The following is a 23,744-nucleotide window of genomic DNA, read 5'->3' as shown; positions in this document are numbered from 1 at the left end:
TTTCCTTTACGTATGGCTTCAAATGTTGCTATAATACTCCTTGCGCTTATTTGAAATTTTAAGTTTCTCGACACAACATGTTGGGTTAAATATTTGTAAGACGTCTAAATGTAGTGATGTAGCCGATAAATCGTACGGGAACCATCTTCCCCCCCTTCATTGGCAAGCGCATCGCTATTTCTATGTTATTGGATTACATACAGCCCCAAAATGCTGTCTGAACCAAGCAAGTAACCCGGGAATTTTCAGCGTCGTTTTTCATTTTCACTGTCATTTATTTTCAAGTTTATCTCCCAAGTCAGGAAAGCGAGGAATTAATCCCATGCCACAACTCGTAACGAAACCAAACAACCGCCAGTTGGCTTTTGATGAAATACGCATTTCCGTATATGCCGACCGTGTGCTCAGCGGATTGGACAAGCTGGATAAAGATCGCCTGATTCGCGGTGTGGTCAGCAAGCTGCGCCGGGACGAAGTCACGGGCGACGAAATCAGCAACGCGTTTGCGATGGCTGCGCTTGAACTGGTCAGCAAGGAAGAACCGGACTGGAAATTCGCCGCTGCGCGCGCTTTGCTCACTTCCTTATATAAAAAAGCGGCTACTCACCGCCGTTACAAATCCTATGCGGACGAGCCTTACGGCGCTTTTTATCCGCTGATTACCGAGCTGGTCAAGAAAGGCATCTATCGTCAAGAGCTGCTCGACTACTACACCAAGGAGCAAATTGACGAGTTGGGTGCATCCATTTTGCCGAAAAATGACCTGCTGTTCGATTATATCGGGCTGTTGACGCTGTCCGAGCGTTATCTGGCGAACGATTTTGACGGACGGGTGATGGAGCTGCCGCAGGAACGTTATATGATCATTGCAATGTACCTGATGCACAAGGAGCCTGCCGACAAGCGTATGGAGCTGGTGAAGGAAGCTTACTGGGCGATGAGCAACATGTACATGACGGCGGCTACGCCAACCATGTCCAATGCCGGGAAAAAGGTCGCCGGACAGCTCTCCAGTTGCTTCATCGACACTGTAGATGACTCGCTGGAAGGCATTTTCGATTCCAACACCGATGTAGCCCGTCTCAGCAAAATGGGCGGCGGCATTGGCGTATACCTCGGTAAAGTACGGGCACGTGGCTCCGACATCCGTGGACACAAAAATACAAGCTCCGGCGTCATCCCGTGGATTCGCCAGCTAAACAATACAGCGGTCAGCGTAGACCAACTGGGTACACGTAAAGGCGCAATTGCCGTCTATCTGGACGTATTCCACAAAGATATTCTTGCGTTCCTCGATCTGAAGCTGAACAACGGTGACGAGCGCATGCGTGCACATGATGTTTTCCATGGCGTATGTCTGCCCGATCTGTTCATGGAGCGGGTGGAAGCACGTGGCGAATGGAACCTGTTCTGCCCGCATGAAGTGAAGAAGGTCATGGGCTGGAAAGATGACAACGGCCGTCCACTGGGGCTGGAGGATTTTTACGATGAAGGCTTTGGTACAGGTTCCTTCCGCGAGAAGTATGAGGAAGCGTCACAGCATCCAATTCTCTCCCGCATTACGGTGCCTGCTATCGACATCATGAAGCGCCTGATGAAATCGCAGTTGGAAACAGGTACTCCGTACATGTTTTACCGCGATACTGTAAACCGTGCGAACCCGAACCGCGCCCACGGTATGGTATATTCTTCCAACCTGTGCACGGAAATTATGCAAAACCAATCGGCGACCGTGGTGGAAAAAGAGGAATTAGTCACCAAGGATGGACAAACACGCATTGTCATTTCAAAAATTCCTGGCGATTTTGTCGTCTGCAACCTGAACTCCATCCATCTGGCTCGCGCTGTTCCGGCAGGTGTGCTGGATCGTCTCGTACCGATTCAGGTACGCATGCTGGATAACGTCATTGATATCAACAACATTGAGGTGCTGCAAGCACAATATACGAACAGCCAATATCGCGCAGTCGGTCTGGGTACATTCGGACTGCATCATCTGCTCGCACTCGAAGGCATCCGTTGGGAATCCGATGAAGCGGTAACCTATAACGATCATTTATACGAAAAAATTAACTATTTGGCTGTAAAATCGAGCATGGAGCTGGCGAAGGAAAAAGGCCGTTATGCCAAATTTGAAGGCTCCGACTGGTCTACCGGGCATTATTTCACGTCCCGTGGCTATACAGACGGTACTCGTGAAGGCAAATTTGTCACCACGTCCGAGTGGAGTGAGCTTGCGGAAGAAGTCAAACAAAACGGTGTCCGCAACGCATGGCTGTTCGCCATTGCGCCTAACGGTTCCACGTCCATCATTGCAGGTTCTACGGCCAGCATTGATCCATTGTATGAGCTGCTTTCCTATGAAGAGAAAACAACCTACAAGATCGCTAACCCTGCACCGGACTTAAACGAAAAAACGATCTGGTACTACAAAACGGCTTTCCTGCTGGATCAGCATGCTTCGATCAACATGGCCTCTGCCCGTCAGCGTCATATTGACCAGGGCCAAAGCTTTAATCTGTATGTGCGCCCGGATATCAAAGCTACTGAATTCCTGGAACTGCACATCCATGCCTGGAAATCAGGTATGAAATCAACCTATTATGTACGCAGTCGCGCACTGACGATTGAAGAATGCGATAGCTGTGCATCCTAATATAAAGAAGGAGAGAATCTCCCATGCAGTTACAAAAGATTTTTAACACGGAAGCACCTAACCGCTCTACCCGCATTATTGAAGGCGAAAACTCCGGCATTCTGAATTGGAACGATATTCGCATGCCGCATATGTACAAGCTGTACAAGGTGCTGCTGCTCAACCACTGGATTCCGGATGAAATCCCGATGTCCAAGGACGCATCCCAATTCCCAACACTGGATGCCGAAGAACAGCGCACGTTCAAAATCAACATCGGCCTGCTGGCCGTGCTGGATTCCATGCAAACGATGTTTGTCGGGGATGTAAAACGCTACTTTACCGATTCCTCACTGGAAGCTGTGTCGGCCATTATCGGGCAGCAGGAAGTCGTGCATAACCAGTCCTACTCCTACGTGCTGTCCTCTCTGGTATCGGATCAGGAGCAGAAGGAAATTTTTGAATACTGGAAAAATGATCCTGTATTGCTGGAGCGTAATACATTCATCTCGGACATTTACCAGGAGTTCCGTGATGAGCAAAATCCGCAAACCTTTTTCCAGGCGATGGTGGCGGACCTGATTCTGGAGGGCATTTTCTTCTATAGTACGTTCGCTTTCTTCTACAATCTGGCCCGTGACCAGAAGATGATGTCGACCAGCCAAATGATCTCGTATATTCAGCGGGATGAAAATCAGCATTGCTACTTTTTTGCCGAAGTGTTCAAGCAATTGCTGTCTGATTTCCCTGAGCTGGACACGAAGGAAAATACGGATTATGTCTACCGCATGATTGACCGCGCAGTGGAGCTGGAAACAAACTGGGCGCATTACACGCTCAAAGAGGTTCGCGGCATCGACTTGAACGAGCTGGGCGATTATATCAAGTACATGGCGAACATGCGCCTGAGACTGCTCGGTATGGACAAAGCCTACGAAGGAGTAGACGTAAATTGTATGCCTTGGATCAAGCCGTTCTCGGATGAAGCGCTGAACGCGACAAAAACAGACTTTTTTGAAGCAAAATCGCGCAATTACGGCAAGGTCGGAGACGACAACGGATTTGACGATTTGTAAGAATAGCTGTAGATCATAAGTATAAAATAAGGAAGTGTCTCACAGGCCATCTATGGTTAGAGGCACTTCTTTTCTTTTACCTACTAAACATGCATCTGTGCTGGTTGTCCGTGATTGGCTATTTGCAGCTTCAGCTCATCCATGATGCATTCGGCCGCTTCCTCGCCAGCCTCGACACATTCAGGCCATTTTGTAAAATCAAACGCCGCAATATGTCCGACTTCAGGGCGAATGACAACGTCTGCAAGCCGGAGACTATTATACTTTCGCTCGGCGGTCATCAAGCTGTAAGAGCGGTATACAACTTCCACCATATTGCGCGGCGGCTTCTTTTCATGTCCCCGTGCCACATCAACAGCAATCACTAAACAATCTGCTTCCCGACTCATCTCTTCTACAGGCAAATTGTTTAATACCCCTCCGTTGACCAGCATCTTGCCTTCATGCATCACAGGAGCGAATAAGCCGGGAAACGCCATCGTAGCCCGCAGTGCTGTCACCAAATCACCTTGTTCAAAAATGAATTGCTTGCCTTCCAGTAAATCGACAGAAACAGCTTTAAAACGGATAGGAAGATCCTCGATCTTCTGCGTATGCTGTCCATGCTGTTGCAGCAGCTCATTCACCACCGTATTCATGCTGTTACCGGCAATTAAACCACGATGGCGTATGCCGATATCCAACAGACGGTATTTAGGTGTCTTTTTAATACAATCCAAAAGAGCATCCGCAGGAACACCCGCCGCATAAAGTCCGCCAACAATGCCGCCCATACTCGTACCGACGATACAATCGACCTGAATCCCGTGTCTTTCGAACGCTCTCAGTACCCCCAAATGAGCAAGTCCTTTGACTGCTCCCCCACCCAAAACCAATCCTGCCTTCGGCATATGCGCAACCCCTTTACATGTATTTACTGTATGCGTACATACACAAAAGACCCAAAAACTAAACGTAAGGAGGCAGCTTCCTCTCCCCACGAATGATTCATTCCTGTTATATTCAAAAATGAAAAGCCTCGCTTAGAAAATCGGAAAGCAACCCTTTTTCCTCGTCAGAAAGATCCGAAATGGATTGCAGAAAACGGGAAACCAGCTCCGTAATTTCAAGGCCCAGTTCATCGTTCATCGTTTGTACGGCCATACCCAACACACTGCCAACAAACATGGTCATGCCCATTTCCTTGCTTGGCGCTGTGAGGACAATCTGCTGAATCCAGGGACCTCTTTTACCTCCCAGCTTCTTCAAGTACATCAAAAGCAGCCCTATAATATAGGCGCAAAAATTGATTCTGACACTGGCTTCAGGAATTTCAGCCCAAATTTTTCGGACCGCCTCATTGGGACTTGTGTTGTTCAAATCCTTGAGCAGTCCCGAGATATTCTCGACGGTTTTTTTCCAATCCACCAGATCCACTAATTCATTCCGGGACTGGTTGAACAAATCCGAAGCTTTATCTGTAGGCACAAATACAACCTGAGATCGTCCGGTTACCTTGGCATTCACCTCGTAGCTGCGCGTAATAAAACCAAGCTTTTCAATTTCTTTCAGCATGTCATAGGCCGTCCATTTGCTAACGCCTAATGATTTAGCCAAGGCTTCGTAATGAATGGGTAAATTCGTTTTTTGATACAAATCCACTAATGTATGCAGAAATTGCAGACGACGTTTAGTAAGTGACACGGTAGCGTTGTATACCTCCCTGTGTATCCCCTGCGAATAGGTTCTTGGGTTTTTTGTGTCTAAATCTTAGCACTGAATATCTATATAATCAAGCAGCAGGATCACTCCAGATTCCTCCGTACAGCAAGCTGCTCTTTGCATATTTTCTTTTTCATTCGCCTGTGTTATATTTTTATCCATACTGTTTTTTGGTTTTTTTGGTCTTTACGGTCTTTTGTGTGATTATTTCATTGGAGGGAAACATAAATGCAATCAGCACTCAACCTGAACGGGGTTACAATTACAGGTACCGGATTCTACGTTCCGACATCCCTGGTAACCAATTTGGAATTAGCCGCATCTCTGGACACATCCGATGAATGGATCAGCCAACGAACAGGCATCCGTCAGCGATATATTGCAGAAGCATCCACGGACACCTCTGACCTTGCCGTCGTTGCTGCAACCCAGGCTTTAAGCCGTGCCCAATTATCCCCGGAAGACGTGGATCTCATTGTTGTGGCGACTTCAACTCCTGATTATGCCTTCCCCTCCACAGCCATGCTGGTCAAGCAAAAGCTCGGAAGCCGCGCACCTGCATTCGACTTATCGGCAGCCTGCTCCGGTTTTGTGTACGCCCTTTCGGTCAGCAGCGACATGATGAAATCGGCCGCCTACCACAACGCTCTGGTGATTGGAGCAGACAAGTTCTCCAAAATCATAGATTGGCAGGACCGTAATACTGCTGTCCTGTTTGGAGATGGGGCAGGCGCTGTCGTCCTTCAATCTCGTCCTGGTGCTTTCCCATGCTTCTCCTTGTTAGGCTCGGAAGAAGGTGGGGCAGAAGCGCTGACATCCCCGGTTACAGGCCCCATCACCATGCAAGGTCGAGAGGTTTTCAAGTTTGGGGTGCGTATTGTGGAATCTATGCTAACTAAAGCTCTGGAAACATTGAAATTAAGCATTGATGATATTGCTTTAATCATTCCACATCAAGCCAATATTCGAATCATCGAGAGTGCCGCTGGCAAGATGAATATTCCTCTGGATAAATTTTTTGTGAATATCGAAAATTACGGAAATACGTCAGCGGCTTCTATTCCCATTGCGCTTGCGGAAGCCATGGAACAACAGCGCATTCATGCCGGTGATATTGTGATGCTGGTCGGATTCGGCGCGGGTTTGGCATGGGGCGTACAAGTCATTCAGATCGCATGAATTCTCTACTTAACAGAAAAGGCCTTGGCCCAGTTCTATGAACCAGCTTCGCCCTTTGGGGATGGGTTCAACAGAAACGGGCTAAGGCTTTTTTGCATAAAAAAATCAATCAAATATATGATTATCTATTCATTTTTAGTTCATTCTGCTTATCCCTTTGATTGTCATCAGCGGCTTTATTTTATGGACCACCAAACATTCCATCAAGAACGCATCCTTATCCACCTTGCAGCAAAATAACGAAGCTCTCGTGACCAACATCGCCAAGCTGATGAAAATAAGAGAGTTGTCCGAAGTATCCCACAATCTGACGATCCTGTCTGACAATTTTAAAATAGTCGCATGCCCAGAACCTGAGAAGTTCACTTTCGTCCGATATGGTGCATACATATACCCTAGAACCGTATAATCCAATCCATAGCTCCACAGTGTATCAACGCTGCTCACGATGGAGGCATTAACGCTGTTTTCACTTGCTTTGTATAGGAAGGATAGCCGCCCGTATGCTGGAGCATTTCGATTTCACGCAAAATACGCGGCAAGTCAGCGACCGAGTTCATGACGATGTGGGCTCCTGCCCTTTTTAATCCGTATACGCTCTGTCTGCGCCGTTCCTCAGCCACTCTGTCGTCGGATTCACGGCTAGTTGCTTGCGACGTGGTCAGCGCACCTTCGCTATGATTCAACACACCTATTGTCCACACACCGGCATTCCTGCCCTCTTGCATATCAGCTGCCGTATCTCCTACTTTCACAATATCGCTAAGCGGGAAAACCTGTAAGCGGTGTGCAATCTCATAGATCATCCATGGATAAGGACGCCCTTGCGAAACTTCACAGGGAGCTACTGTGCAATCCAGTGCATATGGGGACTGTGCAGGCGTAAAAACGTTGCCCAGCATCTCCATCGGGCAAGATGCGGTAGCGCCTGACTGAATCCGCCGATCCTGCAGCTCATTCAGCGCTTTATCGATACCGAAAGTGGGCTCAGCTCCCTGGATCAAAGAACGGAGAACAGGCACAAGCTCAAGATAAATATGCTCAATATCCGTTCTCCCGGGATGCGTACCGAAGCAATCTAGCCATTTTTTCCGAACCTCTGAAAGTGCCAGCACATTCGCAATATGATCACGGATCGGTAATCCTCGCCCATAAGATGCCTGTTCTTCGGTTACCTGAACACCCTTCCATCTGAAAATATCACGTATTCCCTGGATTAAGCCTCGTCCTCCGGGGTCCAACAATGTACTTTCGAGATTAAAAATAACCGCTTGTATCATGCAATCCCCGCCTCTCCGTAACGCGGCTATCCGCTGTCATTATTTCTTAGGACCATGATACACAGCTAACGTAAAATGAAATGCCATAAAGCGTCAGCGGAGTGTAATTGAAAATAAATTCCTTGATTGGTTGCAGATTACTGATTGTAATGAAGTGTACTAAGGAGGAATCGCAACATGAGACATCCATGGAATGAATATAATCCCAAGATGCCTTGGCGGATGGAGCTGGGTTGTTATGCGCTGAATAAACTGGCTTGCGGAGGGCTGGTGTTTGGCCTGATATGGGCCTATTGCTATATAGCAGAGGCGATGACGGGGATTCCTGTAGCCATAGCAGGCAATAACGGTGAGCTGACCGCGCAGCTGTGGGCATATGGTTTTGCCCTACCGGCAGCTCTTGCCGCCGATGCGCTGCACGACCTCTTGCCCTGGCTGCGAAAGCCGGAGCGGCTCATCCTGTACCTTGCCGCAGGATTCAGTATCTTCCTCCTGCTTGGTTCTTTTATATCCCCTGAAGGAGCGGGCATCTCATGGAGCAACGGCATCGCGGGTACCGTGATTACATTACTGTATTATCGGGGAAGGCATTATGCGGGAAGACCCCGGCTGAGTAGTGGATTTGGGGTACAGATCATCCTGGCCTTCCTCCTGCCCTTGCTGTTATGGTCTATAGGGCTTCAATAATATCACCCGCAATGACCGAGGCGGCATGCTGGCGATGACGCGCGGCTGTTTCTCCAGCCGCGCCGTGCAAGTACACGCCAAAGGCTGCTGCCTGTGAAGCGTTCAAGCCCTGCGCCAGCAAGCCTGCGATGATCCCTGTCAGCACATCACCCGCGCCGCCTGTCGCCATCCCGGCGTGGCCTGTCGTGTTGACATAAACCGTACCGTCCGGGCACGCAATGACGGTACGCGCTCCCTTGAGCACCAGCGTGACCCCGCGTGTCCGGGCATACTGCCGGGCATGAGCGATGCGGTCACGCTGCACCTCGGCCGTCGATAGGCCCAGCAGACGAGCCATCTCGCCGGGGTGCGGCGTCAGTACAACCGCCGCGCCTCTCGGCTTCCAAGCCTCAAGCTCTGGCCCCGCCGCAGCGAGGATGTTCAGGGCGTCCGCATCGAGTACGAGCGGGCCGCCGTATTCTTCCCACAGGCGGCGCAGCCAGCCGGTGTCTCCCGCGAAGCGGCCGAGGCCGGGGCCGACGGCCAGCACATCGCGCGCCTGCGCGAGCTGAAGCAGCTCATCCGCGGAGCCGGCGTTCCACTCGCCGTCTCCACCTGCGGCTGCGGCAGCGAGCATCAGCTCCGGCGCGGCTCCGATGAGTCGCGGCAGCAGCGCCTCGGGCACCGCCCACGTCACTAGGCCGCTGCCGATGCGCAGGGCGGCACGTGCGGCCAGCAGGCCCGCGCCGCTCATGCGCAGGCTTCCCGCGGCGACGAGAACGTGCCCGTAGGTGCCCTTGTGCCCGTCCGGCACGCGGCTGCGGCTCACGTCCACGCCCAGCGCTTCGCGCAGCATGTCGCGGTCAGGAGCCGTAGCTGTACGCCGCGCTCACGGGCAAGCCCGGGCGGAACGCCGATGTAGCGTACCGTTACATCGCCTGCGGCCTCGGCGCCCGGGTATTGGACGAGCCCACACTTCAGGCAGGCGAGGCATACGGTGACGCGTGCGCGAATGCACGGCTCGTACAGTGCACCTGTGTCGGCATCGAGGCCGCTGGGCACATCTACCGACACAAGCGGCACGCCGCTGGCATTGGCCTCGCGAATCAGCGAGGCGTAGGGTTCGCGCGGCGGGCCTTGTGTGCCCGTGCCCAGCAGGGCATCGACGATGCCGGAGGCGTCGCGCAGGTCGAAGGCATCCCGGCCGTAGACAAGGACCGGGATGTGCAGAGCCGCGATGGTATCGCGTTGCGCTGCTGCTTCGCTGCGCAGCGTGTCCGGCGACTCGGCGTACACGACGGTGACGCGCAGACCCGCATCCGTCAAATGACGGGCCGCCACCAGTCCGTCACCGCCGTTGTTGCCTTTGCCTACGAGAATATACCAATGCTCCCGTTCCCACACGGCATGTCGCCCGTGGCTCCAAGGCTCCGTCCGAATAACACCACCATGTCCCGGCGTATCCCCAGGACCTGAGTGGGCGACCTGTTCACCATAGGCTGGACCTTCATCATATCCTTGCTTGGCAGCATCTTGCCCCACTATATATCTGCGTTCCATACCGTATGCTGAATCCACGTGGCTTTCCGAGAAGCCCTTATGGCTCCATCCACTTTCCAGAGCGTAGAGCTTCAATACCTCGTCAGCTACCGCACGCCCGGCATTTTCCATCAAGGTAAGGGCCGGGATGCCCAGCTTGTCAATCGTATACCGATCCAGTTGCCGCATTTCTTCGGCGGTCACAATATACATACTTCTTCGCCTCCCGTAGTGCCATCCTTTTTTTAATATCCAACCGTAAAACGAGAATTTACAAATTCCCCTTCTACCAGCTCATCAATCAGGGCTACTGCATAATCCTCAACCGAGATGCGGCTGTGACCCAATTCATCAACAACTACATGGTCCAAGCCAATGCGAAACTGCCCTGTACGCCGTCCCGGCTCAATGATTGCGGCAGGACTGCAATATGTCCAGTCCACATCCGCAGCACAATACAGCTCCAGTGCATCGGCATGTGCGGCTGCCAGTGGCTTGACTTCCTCCGGAAACTCGGCGGTATCCATCAGACGTTCACCGTTTTCCGTTTTCAGGCTACCGGCTCCGCCAACCACCAGTATGCGCTCTGCGCCGGAACGCCGGGTTCCTTCCAGTAAAGAACGGGTTGCTTCGAGCAATTCTTCCTCAGCTCCAAACTTGGGACCATAAGCGCTGATCATGGCATCATGTCCTTTGGCCACGGCTGTTACGGAATCAGGATTCAGAATATCCGCTTGAACAACCTTCAAATACTCACTTTGATCCGTTACACGCTGCGGATCACGCACCGCCGCCGTCACCTGGTACTTGCGCTTGATGGCCTCCTTCACCAATGCTTGACCAATGGTTCCTGTTGCTCCAAAAATAATGACTTTCATCTGTCCTTGCCTTCTTCCTGTCTATGATTTACTTACTATTACTTATCCGCTTTAGCCTCAGCTTAAACCTGCTTCTCTTACAGCCCGCCCGGCTGCCGCCAGTACATTCCTTCCGATCCAGGACTGACCAACTGGAAGCCATATTGCGCATACAAGCGGTCGGCTGGCTTGTCTGCGATCAGCGTCGCAAAGCTACCCGCCGGAACCTCACGTTTCAAATAGGACATAACCTCTTCCATAAGCATACGCCCGTAACCTTTTCCCTGATGGGAGGGCTTGACTGCAATATCCGTAACCAGAAAGAAAACACCGCCATCACCGCTCACCCGGCCCATGCCGATCAATTCCTGCCCGATCCGCAGCGTCACCGCAAACAGGCTGTTCGGCAGGCCCTTGGCTGCTGCTGCTTCCGTAATCTGCGTCAGACCCGCCTCCTTTCGCAGTGCCCGATACTCCTCTACAGATGGAATGACGTACTCCACGCGAAGCTGTCCGTCCGGGTGATTCGATCCTCTATGTTGTTCTGCGGTATTTTCTATATACTCGTTCATGCTGAATCTCCCCTCCCTGCTTGTAATCTTGTCTATTTTACCAAAAAATACTTCATATATCTCTGTCAGACGTGACCAAGCCCTTGAAATGCCTGTGTAGTCTGTGCAATAGTGTAGAAAGAACAATGGAAGGAGGGATTGCGGGTGTCCCCGACGGACTTCGCGGCATTGGCCGCATATATCTCACCCGGTCTGATTGCCGTCCTGCTGGCATTGGCTTTGCTGGTATGGCTGTATGTTCACAGCGCAGCCCAGCTTCGAAATTCGCGTCAGCAGCGGCTGAATGAATTACAGGAATCGCTACGTATCTACGGACGGTTGGCAGGCTATCTCCAAACCTCTACTCAGTACAGCTTAAGCAGCAACGAAACACGCCAGCATCAGAGTGGACTGATTCATGCCCTTCAGGAAGCGAAGGCTGCTCCCTATTTAACCCCTCACCTTCAGGAACAGGTTCAGGCATCTCTAAGAGAATGTGACGCATTCCGCAGGGAGTTGCTTCTCAAATCACTGGAGCGCGAAATGAGCAAATTGATCGACGAACGTCGGCTTGTTCTGCTGGAATCGCATGCTCCGGGCTGGGGTACGGCTTTATGGAAGCTGCTGCGTCCCGCAGCCGGGCCGTTGGCGCTGGCGGGTATAGTGTGGCTAATCTCACGGCTGATTGTGGAACTAATGTCGTATAGTACTATCTATCCTGGTCTGCCCGAAGCCGTGCCATCTGCCTCATGGCTCATAGGGTGTACATGGATGAGATTTGTTTCCGGCTTGATCGCCCTGCTGTACGTATATCGGTTGATGACCCTGCGCAGACAAAATGATCTGGATGTGACGGCATCCCATTTTCCAACGAGCCTGTTGTCCATGGTGATCGCCGCCGTTGCCCTGTTTCAATGGATCGGACCGGAAGCTTCTCCCTACATACTGGCTGTGCAGCTTGTCTTGTTTTTGATCGGCTTCCGGCTCACCCGGGGCCGCTCACGGAGTGATCGCCCTTATGCCGGTCATCCTGGCTTGATGAAGGCCGATCCTTCTCAACATCAGGAAATGCACACGACAGACAAAGACAACACGTCCGACTCTTCTTTGGCGGAGGAACATAGCCGTTCCTAGACGGCAAGCGATGCAAGATCGTTTACAGCATGAACGTTAAAACCACATCCCATCACAGGACATCCCGACAGACACCGAATGGTTTTATGGGGTGTCCTGTTTTTTGAACAATTTTAGACTTTTTGAAGGGTTAAGCTTGTGCCAGCAATCAAGGAAAGGGTATATTGTTTATATAAATGTAAATCATATCGTTTTTTATGTATGAATATTTGAAAAAAATCCATATATGTTAAACTATCATCAATTGTTGATGTGCGTTAGAATTGGAGGAACTATGCAACTGGACATTTCTGAAAAATCACTTCCCGTATATGAAGCGCTGGCCAGTGAGGTTCGGCTGAACATGATTGTTCTGCTTGCGGAGAAGCCTATGAATATACGCGAGCTGGCGGAAGCACTGGGACTAAGCAGTGCCATCATGACCATGCATGTCAAAAAGCTGGAGAGAGCGTCCATTATTTCGACCAAAATGCTGCCCGGGCGCGGTGGCGTTCAGAAAGTATGCTCACTGGCTACGGACAAAATTGAAATAGCTATGCCCCGCTATCAGCAGGATGTACGGCAATTTCATCAGACGGAGATTTCCGTCGGGCACTTTACGGATTTTGAAATTCAGCCGACCTGCGGGCTGGCTACCGTCGAGAAAATTATCGGAGAATTCGACGAGCCTCGTTCGTTCCTGGACCCTGAGCGCTTCAATTCCAAAATTCTGTGGTTTAGTCAAGGATATATGGATTATAAAGTACCAAATTTCCTCCTGTCCAGCCAAAAGGCCGAGGAGCTGGAAATTTCGATGGAACTATCGTCCGAGGCCCCTTTTACCAACGACAACTGGCCTTCGGACATTACCTTTTTCCTGAACGATGTGAATCTGGGGACTTGGACCAGCCCGGGAGATTTCGGCGATAACCGTGGGAAATACACACCTGCATGGTGGCCTGATTTTATCAACCAATACGGTCTGCTCAAAAGACTTCGCGTTACGTCTAAGGGTACCTTTATGGACGGCAAGCAAATATCCGATGTGACCTTAAGCCAGCTGCTGATTGACCAGAAGCAATGGAAATTCCGAATTGCCATTCTGGATGATGCCCAGCATGTTGGAGGAGTTACCCTGTTCGGTACTGGATTCGGTAACTACAATCAGGACATTCTGTTCCGCTTGTACTACAAGCCTGCGGAAAACCATACGAAAACAGCAACAGTAGAAGCTGGCGACAGCAGCAAATAAACTTTCAGAGCCTGTTCTTCTCAGACCCTAAAACACTGCCCTTTGCCCCATGCGTTCATGGCAAGCAAAGCGCCGTGTTTTTATTTTTTTATCTTCTTCTAACGTGCCTTTTTGCCATACGCTATGACTGCCGCACAGGCTCAATACACACGGGTGAAGGAACTTCCAGCACATATCCTGTTCGAGTCAATCGTCCGTCTTCGCTATGAATAGCAAAGGATACGATGTTATTTCCGTCCTGATTCGCGACAACCAGATACCCGGACAGGATGTTGAAGTTACGCGGCGTGCTGCCAAAAGTCTCCACCCATTCAACCGTCTCCAGCTTGCCGCTGTCCAGATCGACATGGTACAGCACGATGCTGTTATGCCCTCGGTTTGACACATACAGATAGCGTCCACAAGGCGTAATCCGAATGTCTGCGGCTGTATTTTCCACATCTATGATGCCTTCCGGCAGCGTGGACAAGCTTTGCAGCAATTGAAGCTCCCCGTTGCGTTCGTTGTAGCTAAATACAGCGGCAGTATTATTCAGCTCGTTAGCCACAAAGGCATAGGGACGCGAAGGATGAAAAACCAGATGACGCGGACCGGAACCGGGCGGCAACTCTGCCTCACGATGGGTCACCAGCTTCCCGTCTTCCGTCAAACGGTATACCACAATCTGATCCAGCCCCAAATCACATACCATTGCGTACTGCCCTGAAGGATCAGGAATAATCGAATGCGGATGTGCCGCATCCTGACGGTCCTGGCGAATACCTGAGCCGGTATGCTGGACCTGCCCCGACATTTCCGCCAACCCGCCAGCTTCCGTCACCGGGAATACCACGGCATTGCCGCCTGAATAATTGGAAGCCAGCACATACCGTCCATCCGCTGTCACTGAGACATAGCAAGTGTGCGCCCCTCCGCTCCCTTTTCGATCCAATGGGTGCAACTCTCCCGTCTGCGCATGTACCTGATATGCATACAGCTCGCCTTCCTCTGTCTCGCTGGCGGCATACAGCTTGGTCCCATCCGGGTGCAACGCCAGAAATGAAGGCCGCTCGATTCCTTCCACGCCTCCAATGATACGCAAATCACCGTTTTCAACATGTAAAGCGCATACATAAATTCCTCTCTCATGGCGAGGCGCATAAGTTCCTGTATAAAATAGCTGTTCATTCCACTCTTTCATCGGCTCTCGTCTCCTTTGGGCTGTTGCCCAGATTTTTTCGAGCTATATCTCATTTCTGTGTCTTCCTTGTAAACTTACCATGCATTATTACCCACGAAGCAGTCGTTTCATTAACCATTTCTCTATGTATACCAAAAATAGTCTCCTTCGGCGCGACCCGTGGTTCACAAGAACGTCACAGATCGCACCAAAAGAGACTATGTTTACAGGAAAAATAACATTAAACCGCTGTCGTTTGTGTACCTTTGCTGTTCCATTTTACAGCCAGTCCCAAACTAAGGATGAGAATAACCGCCCCGAAAATGTACGGCAGATTGATATGCACCTCAAACAACGTACCCGCCAGCGCAGGTCCCAAAATGTTACCGATACTCATATAGGCATTATTCATCCCGGCTGCAACTCCCTGTTCATCCCCGGCCATTTTGGATAAAGCCGTATTAATGGCTGGTCGCAGCAGCGACGTTGCAGTAAAGAAGATGAGCGATACCCCGAGTACATAATAAAAGTTGCCAGAGAGCAGCATAAGCACAAGAGAAATCGCGGAAAACAGAAAAGAGCCGATAATAACACCTTTTTCGCCAAAACGATTCAACAACGGACTGATCACAACCGCCTGAATTATCGTTCCGACCAGTGCCCCTACCGTAATAATGATAGCAATATCGCGCTCATTGTAATGAAACTTGCCTGTCACGAAGAAAGGAAACATCGTTTCAAAATGCGTCAGCCCAAAGGTTAGGGTGAAAATCATAATCAACAGCATGAAGTACGGCTTGCGAAAAGAAAGTGCAAACTGCTTAATGACATTGTCGCGTTTGACTTTGGCATTCCGGAATTTCAACTGTTTCTCCATCGACAAGGTTTCGGGCAGCAAAATCAACGAAACCAGGGCAGCTACACCCGATACTCCAGCCGAAACGTACAAAGGCGTGCGTATCGAAATATCTGCCAGCAAGCCGCCCACACCAGGACCGATAACAAACCCGAGAGACATGGCCGCGCCCAACAAACCCATTCCCCGACCGCGATTGTGTACCGTCGTAATGTCGGCAATATAAGCCATCATCGGAGGAATCATAAAGGCAGCCCCTGCGCCTCCGAGCAAACGGGATATATACAGCATCGTCAACGAATGCCCTATGGCAAATAATACTGAAGAAATCGTCATGATCACCAAACCGATAATGATCATTTTTTTGCGTCCATATTTATCGGACCATTCACCAGCCAACGGTGAAAACAGAAACTGGGTCAAGCCGAATACGGCAACCAGGTAGCCTCCCGTTTCACCAGTGCCTCCGAGGGAACCCATGAATTTGGGGAGGATCGGAATGATGAGGCCAATTCCCAGCATGGCAATAAACATATTAATCATTAAAATGACCAACGGCCCCATTTTCAATTGTGATTCTGACATGTTGCGTGTTGTCCTCCTAAGGTTATTTATTTCGCATACGAAAATCTTATTTTGCAACTATTAGTTCAAAACTCTTCACTATATTAATAGACCCACGAGCAAATAACAATCATAAATCACACTTAAATATTATCAATAATCTGAAATAGTCTTAGCAGCTTGCATTTGGCATCGTGGAGCAGGTAGATAACTCTTCTGCATTAATTATATACAAACATGCGTTCTATATACAATGCACAAAAAAAGGAACTACCAGGATAATACTGGAAGAACCCTAATTTTAAATTTCATGCAAAGGCGCTTGATCCCAATCTGCTATATGCAATTCGTAAAAGTTACCTATCGTGCCATTCCGTCCATTAAGTTTTCCATGTACATTTTTTAATTCAGCTTACATATTTGACTATGACTACAGGCATTCCATTCTTTTTAGTTCCACTTGGCATTTCAATCCACGCACTCATATAGAGTGCGACGGGCCTTTCAGCTTGATAAAGTCGGGGATGCAGTCAAAATTTCAATCCACGCACTCATATAGAGTGCGACCTCGTTCCGTTTCTGCCTTGTCTCGACCTAACCCATTTCAATCCACGCACTCATATAGAGTGCGACTGTCTATAGACCTTAACAATTACTATTACGCACATACATTTCAATCCACGCACTCATATAGAGTGCGACCAGCTATCGCGATGCACCGGGCAAACCATCCTGACACGATTTCAATCCACGCACTCATATAGAGTGCGACTGATTGCAGGGGTGCATGAACACGGTAGCGCTAAGATATTTCAATCCACGCACTCATATAGAGTGCGACAGCGAAAATGCAGTAATTCATACCTTAATGATATAAATTCCATACATTTTAGCAAAAAACGATGCCAAAAAGGCTTGAATCAACCATTGACTTCTACTGAAGAAAACTAATTTAATGTTTTTCGACAAATTTCGAGGTGCGAAGGATCCGGGGTTTTTATGTGAGCTTCACATTCGCACCTCATCAAAAGAGCAGTATACTCATTTTATTTTCCCTTATACATATACCATAAATGAGCATGATAACCAATAATAAGGTGCAGATCCGGTGAATATTTGAGCAAAAAGACAAAACTTCAATCTCATCTGCTTGGACCAACGTATAGGTCACCTTCTTGTAGCTAAAGTCTAAGTTGTACGAGTATGGATAGCTCTCTTGAGGTTCACCCATTCCTTATTGGGGATCTTCGAATAGCTCCTGCATCATCTTTTCCTTGTTGTTCAGAAATTGTTTCATGATGATGAAATGATCGGTTTCCTCCAGCGTCCGGGTGTCTATTCCTTCATGTGTCAGGTGGTACAGGACGGAGTCGGGATAGGCCATCAAAATCGGGGAATGCGTAGAAATGATGAACTGCGAGCCCTGCTGTACCAGCTCGTGGATACGTGCAAGCATGGCCATCTGGCGCAGGGGCGATAACGCAGCCTCTGGCTCATCCAGAATATACAGCCCCTGACCTCCAAACCGATGCAAAAATGCGGCAAAAAAAGACTCGCCATGCGACTGCTCATGCAACGATTTTCCTCCATAGGAGTCTCGGATGGGCCGGCCCCCTCCTTCCCGATCCAGCTCGTCGATATGAGTCGCCAGATTGTAGTAGCTTTCTGCACGGAAAAAGAAACCGTCCCGCGGCTTGCGGGCCCCTCTCACCAGCCGGACATACTCATGCAGCGAGGAATGCGTGGCCTGTGTAGAGAAATTAAAATTTTTGGTGCCGCCCTCCGGATTGAATCCCCACGCGACCGCTATCGCTTCCATAAGCGTTGATTTACCCACACCGTTTTCTCCAACAATATAGGTAACAGACGGGTGAAATTTCAGCTCATTCCATTGATGCATGGCTTTTAAGTTAAATGGATACCGGCTTTCGTCAGCATCCTGCGGCCACATCAGCTCCAATCGACGTACAAAAAGATCACGATCCCACATACTCATTTCCGTTCAGCTCCATTACCAAGTAAATGACTAGGTTTTCCATCATTATATTGGAATTATTTACGGCAATCAATCCAAAATCCAGCTTTCGTAACCCTTCTGTTGTTATTCAAGCGTTTAATACAGGTATAATATATAGTAGCCTGTTCATGGGCATGATATCTCCGTGTATCATTCAGAATCTATTTCATTATTTTTCAGGCAGGTGAATCTATGAATTCAAATCACAAACCGATCCAATCCTTTAAAATCGTACAGTTCATGATGACCATCTACAGGCAGCGGCTGACACGTATTTTGCTTCCGCTGGCTGTATTGGCTTTTATTATATGGGAGGCCGGACGTGAGCTGAAAAGCTTCAATCTGGCACGTATGCTTCATGAGCTGCGGCGAATGGATGCTACCTTTCTCATCGAAATCGGCTTGTTCTCACTGATAGCCGTGGCCGCCATGAGCGCATACGATTACGTGATCAGGCATCATTTCAAGCTACAGGTCAAGCCCGCAGCGACATTCCGGTACGCCTGGATTTCGAACACCTTCAATAACGTCTTTGGCTTCGCTGGCTTTACAGGAGCGGGATTGCGCACGGTGCTGTACAAAAAAAGCGGCGTGCCGCTGGGAATCATCACCTCTGCGGTGGTGTTCCTTTCGCCTGTAGTCATTACCGGGCTTTCTTTGCTGGCCTGGGGCGGGATTGCCCATCTATATCCGGTACAGCCCGTGCTGGATGCTCATCCGTGGCTTCATTGGGCGTTATGGGGAATGGCGCTGTACCTGCCACTGTTCCTGATTATGCAGCGATCCAAACGGTACGCCACATGGTTCAACAAGGGAGCAGGCCAGCTTTCCTGGTTCACCATCTCCGCCTCCATCGGCGCTTCGCTGCTGGAATGGCTGCTGGCTGGCCTTACCTTTGCATGGATCGGCTCGCACTTGTTGCATGAGCTGCCGATGAATGCCGTGTTCGGCATTTATGTAATTGCCGCGATTGCCGGGCTGATCAGTCTCGCGCCGGGAGGAGTCGGTGCCTTCGATATTATTGCCCTGCTCGGGCTGCAAATGGCAGGCGCCAACTCGGATCGAGCATTGGCTGTGCTACTGGCCTTTCGCGTCTTTTATTACATCATTCCGTGGTTGATCGGCCTCGTGCTGGCTGCGCTGGAAATGATTCCGCGCAGCGAACGCCTGAGTCAACTGGCAGAGACAAGTTGGGAAACCTCTCTCAACGCTTGGCAAAAGGTATGGGGCTGGCCTGGTCAATTCCGCTTTCTGGCCGACCTGGGGGTATGGGCACTTGGCAAGCTGGTACTCATCTCCGGTGTAGTGCTCCTTCTGTCGGCGGCTACGCCTGGTCTGCTATATCGGCTGCGTTTTGCCGAGCATTTGCTCAGTCTGCCCGTCATGCGCCTGTCGCATGAAATCTCCGTCATCATCGGAATTATGCTCATGGTGCTGTCTCACGGAATATCCCTGCGCATTCGCAGAGCCCTGCGGCTGACGCTGGTACTGCTGCTTGCAGGGGCCATTTTCACCTTCATTAAAGGTCTGGATTTCGAGGAAGCTCTATTCCTGTTGTTCGTAGCGCTGATGCTGTGGATCTCGCGCTCTCGGTTTTATCGGGTTAGTGCGCCGCTGAATCGGCACAATATTTTAATCTGGGGCGGATTGTCTCTGCTCGTGACCGGTGCTTACTTTATGATTGGGGCAGGCTCCAATACTGCGTTTATGCGCAATCTGCACGCCAAGGTCCATCTGGACTTTTTTATGAATCGCAGCGATTACGGGGTTACAGCGGTGTTCAGTCTGATTTTGGCGTGGGTGTTCCTGACGGTGTATTTCTTCCTCCGTCCCCAGCGTGGAATCGGCAATCTACCTGACTCGCAAGAGCTGGATAAGCTAAAAGAATTTCTGGCAAAGCAGGGCGGCAATTTGGTTTCTCATATGCTCTTTCTCGGCGATAAATATCTGTATTGGACCAAGAACGAACAAGTGGTTATTCCCTATGCCCGCAGCCGGGACAAACTGATTGTGTTAGGTGACCCCCTCGGTCCGAAGGAACGTGTGAGCGAAGCGATTCAGGAATTTCAGCGCTTCGCAGACCGATATGCGTTAACGGCTGTATTTTATCAGGCATCACCAGAGTATTTGTCCATCTACCATGAGAACGGCTATCGGTTTTTCAAGCTGGGCGAGGAAGCGCTGGTGTCGCTGGTGTCCTTTACACTGACAGGTAAAAGCAATCAGGTGCTGCGCAGCGCCAAAAACCGCTTTGACCGCGAGGGGTACACGTTCGAGATGATCCAACCGCCTTTGGATGGAGCATTAATTGAGGAGCTTCGTCACATTTCGAATATCTGGCTGGATGGACGGAAGGAGAAGGGCTATTCGCTTGGCTGGTTCAAGGAGCCTTATCTTCAGTTAGCCCCGATTGCGCTATTAAAGGACACTGAAGGAAAGATCATCGCCTTCGCGACGATGGCCCCTGCCTATGACCGTGGACAGACGGTCTCCATAGACCTGATGCGTCATCTGCCCGATACACCGAATGGCACGATGGACTACTTGTTCACACGAGTGATCGAGTGGGCCAAAGACAGCGGGTATACAACATTCAATCTGGGCATGGCTCCGCTGTCCCAAGTAGGACAAAGCGAAAAAGCGTTGCGCGAGGAAAAACTGGCCCGGCTCGTTTTTCAATACGGAGGACATTTTTACGGCTTTCAAGGGCTTCGCCGCTTCAAGGATAAGTTCAAGCCGCAATGGGAGCCACGCTATCTGGCCTATCCAGCTTCTGTCTTTTTGCCTATTCTGACGCTGGAGCTGGTATATATGGTCTCCAAACGCTCGGATTAGGTAGAAGCATTTCTTGCAACGAAAGCATAACAAAAGGGTGTTCCCCCAACCACGACGGTTGCAGGAACACCCTTTTTATGTTAAAAATTCTTCTTAGAAGCTCCCTTTTACAACAACTTCAGATAATGGGAAGCGTCCTGATGGACGTGCTGGTACTTGTGCTTTACCTACAGAAATAAGTATGGTTGGCAGGTAACGTGCAGGAATGTTGAATTGCTCGATCAATTGCGCAGGAATGAAACCACCCATAGCGCAAGTGTCATAACCAAGCGATCTAGCAGCCAGCATAATGTTTTGTGCCGCAAAAGCAGAGTTCAGGACCGCTGCATCGCGAGCTACTTGTGCGTTTTGGTAAGCACCGTTGATTTGACCTACCAATGCGTCACGGATTTCCGCGGGCATTGTACCAGCGTCTACCGCTTGATCATAAATCACAGCGTTACGGTTCGCTTCCAGATCACCCAAAACGGCAATGGTCACAGAGCTTTCCACTACTTGCCCCTGATTGTAAGCGATAGGCAGCAACTTTTGCTTGTCAGCTTCGGTTTCAATCACGAGGAATTTCCAGTGTTGAAGATTCCAGGCAGAAGGAGCTTCTATCGCAGCTGTCAAAATAGCTTCCAGGTCTTCCTCTGGCAATTTAAAATCCTTAACATAACTTTTTACCGCATGTCTTTCACTAATGACAGACAGAGTTTCGTTTTTTTGGATACTCGACATTCTGGACACACTCCCAAGTTTCTCATATTATATATATCTGATCTTGAATCCTTATTAACTTCCCAAACTATTGTAATTATAAAAACGATAGTGAATGATGTCAATATGTTTAAGTATGACCCTGCACTCAAAATACAGTACAATATGGATAAGACATCCATATCAGCAGATGCCTGCTGATCGGACAAGACACGGTGAGTTCATTTTGTTCTTATTTGAATCCAAAAAGGAGCGTTACTATGATTGGATCGTTTAAAAAAACAGATATAGCTTTGTTTGCCGCCTGGGTTGTGGCTTGTGTGGCCACATTAGGCAGTCTGTATCTCAGCGAGATTTTGGGGTACGAGCCTTGCAAGCTGTGCTGGTTTCAACGCATTCTGATGTATCCCCTAATCCTTTTGCTCGGAATCGCTTATTTTCGGGGAGATACGGGAATACGTCGTTATGTCATGCCGCTGGCTATTATTGGAGGCGCCATTTCGGCCTATCACTTTACGATTCAGCGTATCCATGCAGCCGCCAAAGCGGCTACGCAGGCTTCAACCTCCTGTGGCAGAGTATCCTGTGAACAGGATTATCTGAACTGGTTTGATTTTATTACCATTCCTTTTCTCGCACTCATCGCTTTTATCCTTATTATTGCAGCCATGGGGTATATCATGCGTCAGGAGAAAAAATCGGCGCAAGGAGAGGTACAAGCAGAGAATCTTGCATAAGTATGATAGAGGCCCAAGGACGTGGGGTCAGTCACCACAATCGAGCGTATAATCCGCTTGCCGGAGGAAAGACTGTAACTAAATATATCCATTACATATGTGGTATAATGAACAAGATTTGCAGTCTGGCCAATAACGCTTACATTTCTTATAGAGGGGGCCCAGTCCATGATTCATATCAGCACCCCAATTCTGCAATATGGCGCAACCTTCGGCATGATCTTGATCGCTGTTTCGGCTATTTTCATCCGTATGAAGACAGGTCATCGCCCGGTTAATGCCAAAAAGATTATCATCCCTCCGCTCGGTATGAGCACTGGCTTTATGATGTTTATCGTGCCAGAGGTACGAGTTCCCTGGCTTTGGGCAATGGGTGCTTTTCTGGTCGGCTGGTTTATTTTCTCGTATCCGCTGATCCGCAGCACCAAGTTTGAGATGCAAGAAGGACAAGTTTTTGTACAACGCTCACGCACCTTCTTTTTTATCCTGATCAGTCTGCTGATCGTTCGCCTGCTGCTGCATGAGTTTATCCAGCGCTACATTACCATTCCACAGACGGCGGGGCTATTTTTCATCCTCGCCTTCGGGACATTGCTGCACTGGCGACTTCGTATGTATTTTCAATATCGTCAGCTTAATCCGAATGAGGCAGAAGTCCGAATCTGACAAACAGATACTCGCGTGCTGCAAGCATGTTGTTGCATACACCCGAGCATTTTGCAACAATCCCAAGAGCGATTTCAAATCAGCAATGTATAGATCGAAACGGTTTAGTTCGTCTATCTATTGTACTTTCGAGCGTTGGGAATCGAATGTTACAAAATGCTGAACCCAAAAGACACGATCTTCCAACAGGAGTCGTGTCTTTTGGGCTTGTTATAGAGCTGCATCACACCTGCCCGGAAAAAGCTTCCCGATTGCGCCCTTCCGTCTTCGCAGTATACAGCATCCGATCCGCCTGCTCGATCAGCTCTTCGCACTGACTCTGACGCTCGGAGAGTTACATATCAGCATCACTTACTTTGACT

General features: G+C 49.6%; 18 protein-coding genes, 1 pseudogene and 1 CRISPR repeat array. Of the genes and pseudogenes, 9 read left to right on the top strand and 10 right to left on the bottom strand.

The annotated features are described in order from the left end of the window. Positions 1-322: 322 nt before the first annotated feature. Both QMK20_RS02060 and QMK20_RS02055 read left to right on the top strand, forming a co-directional pair. Positions 323-2,656, top strand: coding sequence for a ribonucleoside-diphosphate reductase subunit alpha (locus QMK20_RS02060; RefSeq protein WP_283654370.1), 2,334 nt, complete (start codon positions 323-325; stop codon positions 2,654-2,656). 23 nt (positions 2,657-2,679) lie between these two features. Next, complete coding sequence (locus QMK20_RS02055; protein ID WP_134911418.1) at positions 2,680-3,711, top strand: ribonucleotide-diphosphate reductase subunit beta; 1,032 nt, start codon at positions 2,680-2,682, stop codon at positions 3,709-3,711. 83 nt (positions 3,712-3,794) lie between these two features. On the opposite strand, the gene QMK20_RS02050 is transcribed toward QMK20_RS02055, so the two are convergent. Both QMK20_RS02050 and QMK20_RS02045 read right to left on the bottom strand, forming a co-directional pair. Continuing rightward, positions 3,795-4,601 carry a patatin-like phospholipase family protein gene (locus tag QMK20_RS02050; RefSeq protein WP_283654369.1) on the bottom strand — a complete coding sequence of 269 codons (807 nt, stop codon included), beginning with the start codon at positions 4,599-4,601 and terminating at the stop codon, positions 3,795-3,797. Between the two features lie 112 nt (positions 4,602-4,713). Beyond that, a complete protein-coding gene (locus QMK20_RS02045; protein ID WP_283654368.1) occupies positions 4,714-5,394 on the bottom strand; it encodes a MarR family transcriptional regulator in 681 nt (226 codons plus the stop codon). Between the two features lie 246 nt (positions 5,395-5,640). Between QMK20_RS02045 and QMK20_RS02040 the strand changes: the two genes are divergently transcribed. Further along, a complete protein-coding gene (locus tag QMK20_RS02040; protein WP_283654367.1) occupies positions 5,641-6,591 on the top strand; it encodes a beta-ketoacyl-ACP synthase III in 951 nt (316 codons plus the stop codon). Between the two features lie 443 nt (positions 6,592-7,034). Here the strand turns inward: QMK20_RS02040 and QMK20_RS02035 are convergent, their stop codons facing one another. Continuing rightward, positions 7,035-7,871, bottom strand: coding sequence for an HAD hydrolase-like protein (locus QMK20_RS02035; RefSeq protein ID WP_283654366.1), 837 nt, complete (start codon positions 7,869-7,871; stop codon positions 7,035-7,037). A gap of 177 nt (positions 7,872-8,048) precedes the next feature. On the opposite strand from QMK20_RS02035, the gene QMK20_RS02030 reads away from it, so the two are divergent. After that, positions 8,049-8,558: a hypothetical protein gene (locus QMK20_RS02030; RefSeq protein ID WP_283654365.1), complete on the top strand. Its 510-nt coding sequence runs from the start codon at positions 8,049-8,051 to the stop codon at positions 8,556-8,558. Here QMK20_RS02030 and QMK20_RS02025 read toward each other — a convergent pair. From QMK20_RS02025 to QMK20_RS02015, 3 genes and pseudogenes are all read right to left on the bottom strand, one after another. Next, positions 8,542-10,289, bottom strand: a pseudogene (locus tag QMK20_RS02025) (NAD(P)H-hydrate dehydratase). The gene QMK20_RS02030 and the pseudogene QMK20_RS02025 overlap by 17 nt on opposite strands. A 32-nt stretch (positions 10,290-10,321) precedes the next feature. Continuing rightward, a complete protein-coding gene (locus tag QMK20_RS02020) occupies positions 10,322-10,954 on the bottom strand; it encodes an NAD(P)-dependent oxidoreductase (RefSeq protein WP_283654364.1) in 633 nt (210 codons plus the stop codon). Between the two features lie 77 nt (positions 10,955-11,031). Beyond that, positions 11,032-11,505 carry a GNAT family N-acetyltransferase gene (locus QMK20_RS02015; protein ID WP_283654363.1) on the bottom strand — a complete coding sequence of 158 codons (474 nt, stop codon included), beginning with the start codon at positions 11,503-11,505 and terminating at the stop codon, positions 11,032-11,034. Between the two features lie 144 nt (positions 11,506-11,649). On the opposite strand from QMK20_RS02015, the gene QMK20_RS02010 reads away from it, so the two are divergent. Continuing rightward, entirely contained in the window at positions 11,650-12,618 is a 969-nt protein-coding gene (locus QMK20_RS02010; protein ID WP_283654362.1) for a flagellar export protein FliJ, read from the top strand. A 274-nt stretch (positions 12,619-12,892) separates the two neighbouring features. Further along, a complete protein-coding gene (locus QMK20_RS02005) occupies positions 12,893-13,849 on the top strand; it encodes an ArsR/SmtB family transcription factor (RefSeq protein ID WP_014279496.1) in 957 nt (318 codons plus the stop codon). A 121-nt stretch (positions 13,850-13,970) separates the two neighbouring features. On the opposite strand, the gene QMK20_RS02000 is transcribed toward QMK20_RS02005, so the two are convergent. The 3 genes from QMK20_RS02000 to QMK20_RS01990 form a co-directional block, all read right to left on the bottom strand. Then, on the bottom strand, positions 13,971-15,029 hold the full coding sequence (locus tag QMK20_RS02000; RefSeq protein WP_283654361.1) for a lactonase family protein: 1,059 nt from the start codon (positions 15,027-15,029) through the stop codon (positions 13,971-13,973). A 220-nt stretch (positions 15,030-15,249) separates the two neighbouring features. Then, complete coding sequence (locus QMK20_RS01995; protein ID WP_283654360.1) at positions 15,250-16,449, bottom strand: MFS transporter; 1,200 nt, start codon at positions 16,447-16,449, stop codon at positions 15,250-15,252. Between the two features lie 444 nt (positions 16,450-16,893). Next, positions 16,894-17,269: a CRISPR direct-repeat array (repeat unit 32 nt; unit sequence ATTTCAATCCACGCACTCATATAGAGTGCGAC). A 393-nt stretch (positions 17,270-17,662) separates the two neighbouring features. Beyond that, on the bottom strand, positions 17,663-18,424 hold the full coding sequence (locus QMK20_RS01990; RefSeq protein WP_283654359.1) for an AAA family ATPase: 762 nt from the start codon (positions 18,422-18,424) through the stop codon (positions 17,663-17,665). Positions 18,425-18,637: 213 nt separating this feature from the next. Between QMK20_RS01990 and mprF the strand changes: the two genes are divergently transcribed. Continuing rightward, positions 18,638-21,280, top strand: a complete 2,643-nt coding sequence (gene mprF, locus QMK20_RS01985; RefSeq protein ID WP_283654358.1) for a bifunctional lysylphosphatidylglycerol flippase/synthetase MprF — start codon at positions 18,638-18,640, stop codon at positions 21,278-21,280. Positions 21,281-21,373: 93 nt separating this feature from the next. Here the strand turns inward: mprF and QMK20_RS01980 are convergent, their stop codons facing one another. Continuing rightward, entirely contained in the window at positions 21,374-22,000 is a 627-nt protein-coding gene (locus QMK20_RS01980) for a nitroreductase family protein (RefSeq protein WP_283654357.1), read from the bottom strand. Positions 22,001-22,239: 239 nt separating this feature from the next. Between QMK20_RS01980 and QMK20_RS01975 the strand changes: the two genes are divergently transcribed. Both QMK20_RS01975 and QMK20_RS01970 read left to right on the top strand, forming a co-directional pair. Further along, a complete protein-coding gene (locus QMK20_RS01975) occupies positions 22,240-22,716 on the top strand; it encodes a disulfide oxidoreductase (RefSeq protein ID WP_283654356.1) in 477 nt (158 codons plus the stop codon). Positions 22,717-22,884: 168 nt separating this feature from the next. Continuing rightward, positions 22,885-23,382, top strand: a complete 498-nt coding sequence (locus QMK20_RS01970; RefSeq protein WP_283654355.1) for a CcdC family protein — start codon at positions 22,885-22,887, stop codon at positions 23,380-23,382. The last annotated feature ends 362 nt before the right edge of the window (positions 23,383-23,744 follow it).

Source organism: Paenibacillus sp. RC334, from assembly GCF_030034735.1.
GTDB lineage: Bacteria > Bacillota > Bacilli > Paenibacillales > Paenibacillaceae > Paenibacillus > Paenibacillus terrae_A.
The sequence above is the reverse complement of the archived record's forward strand: the minus strand, read 5'-3'. Positions and strand labels throughout refer to the sequence as shown.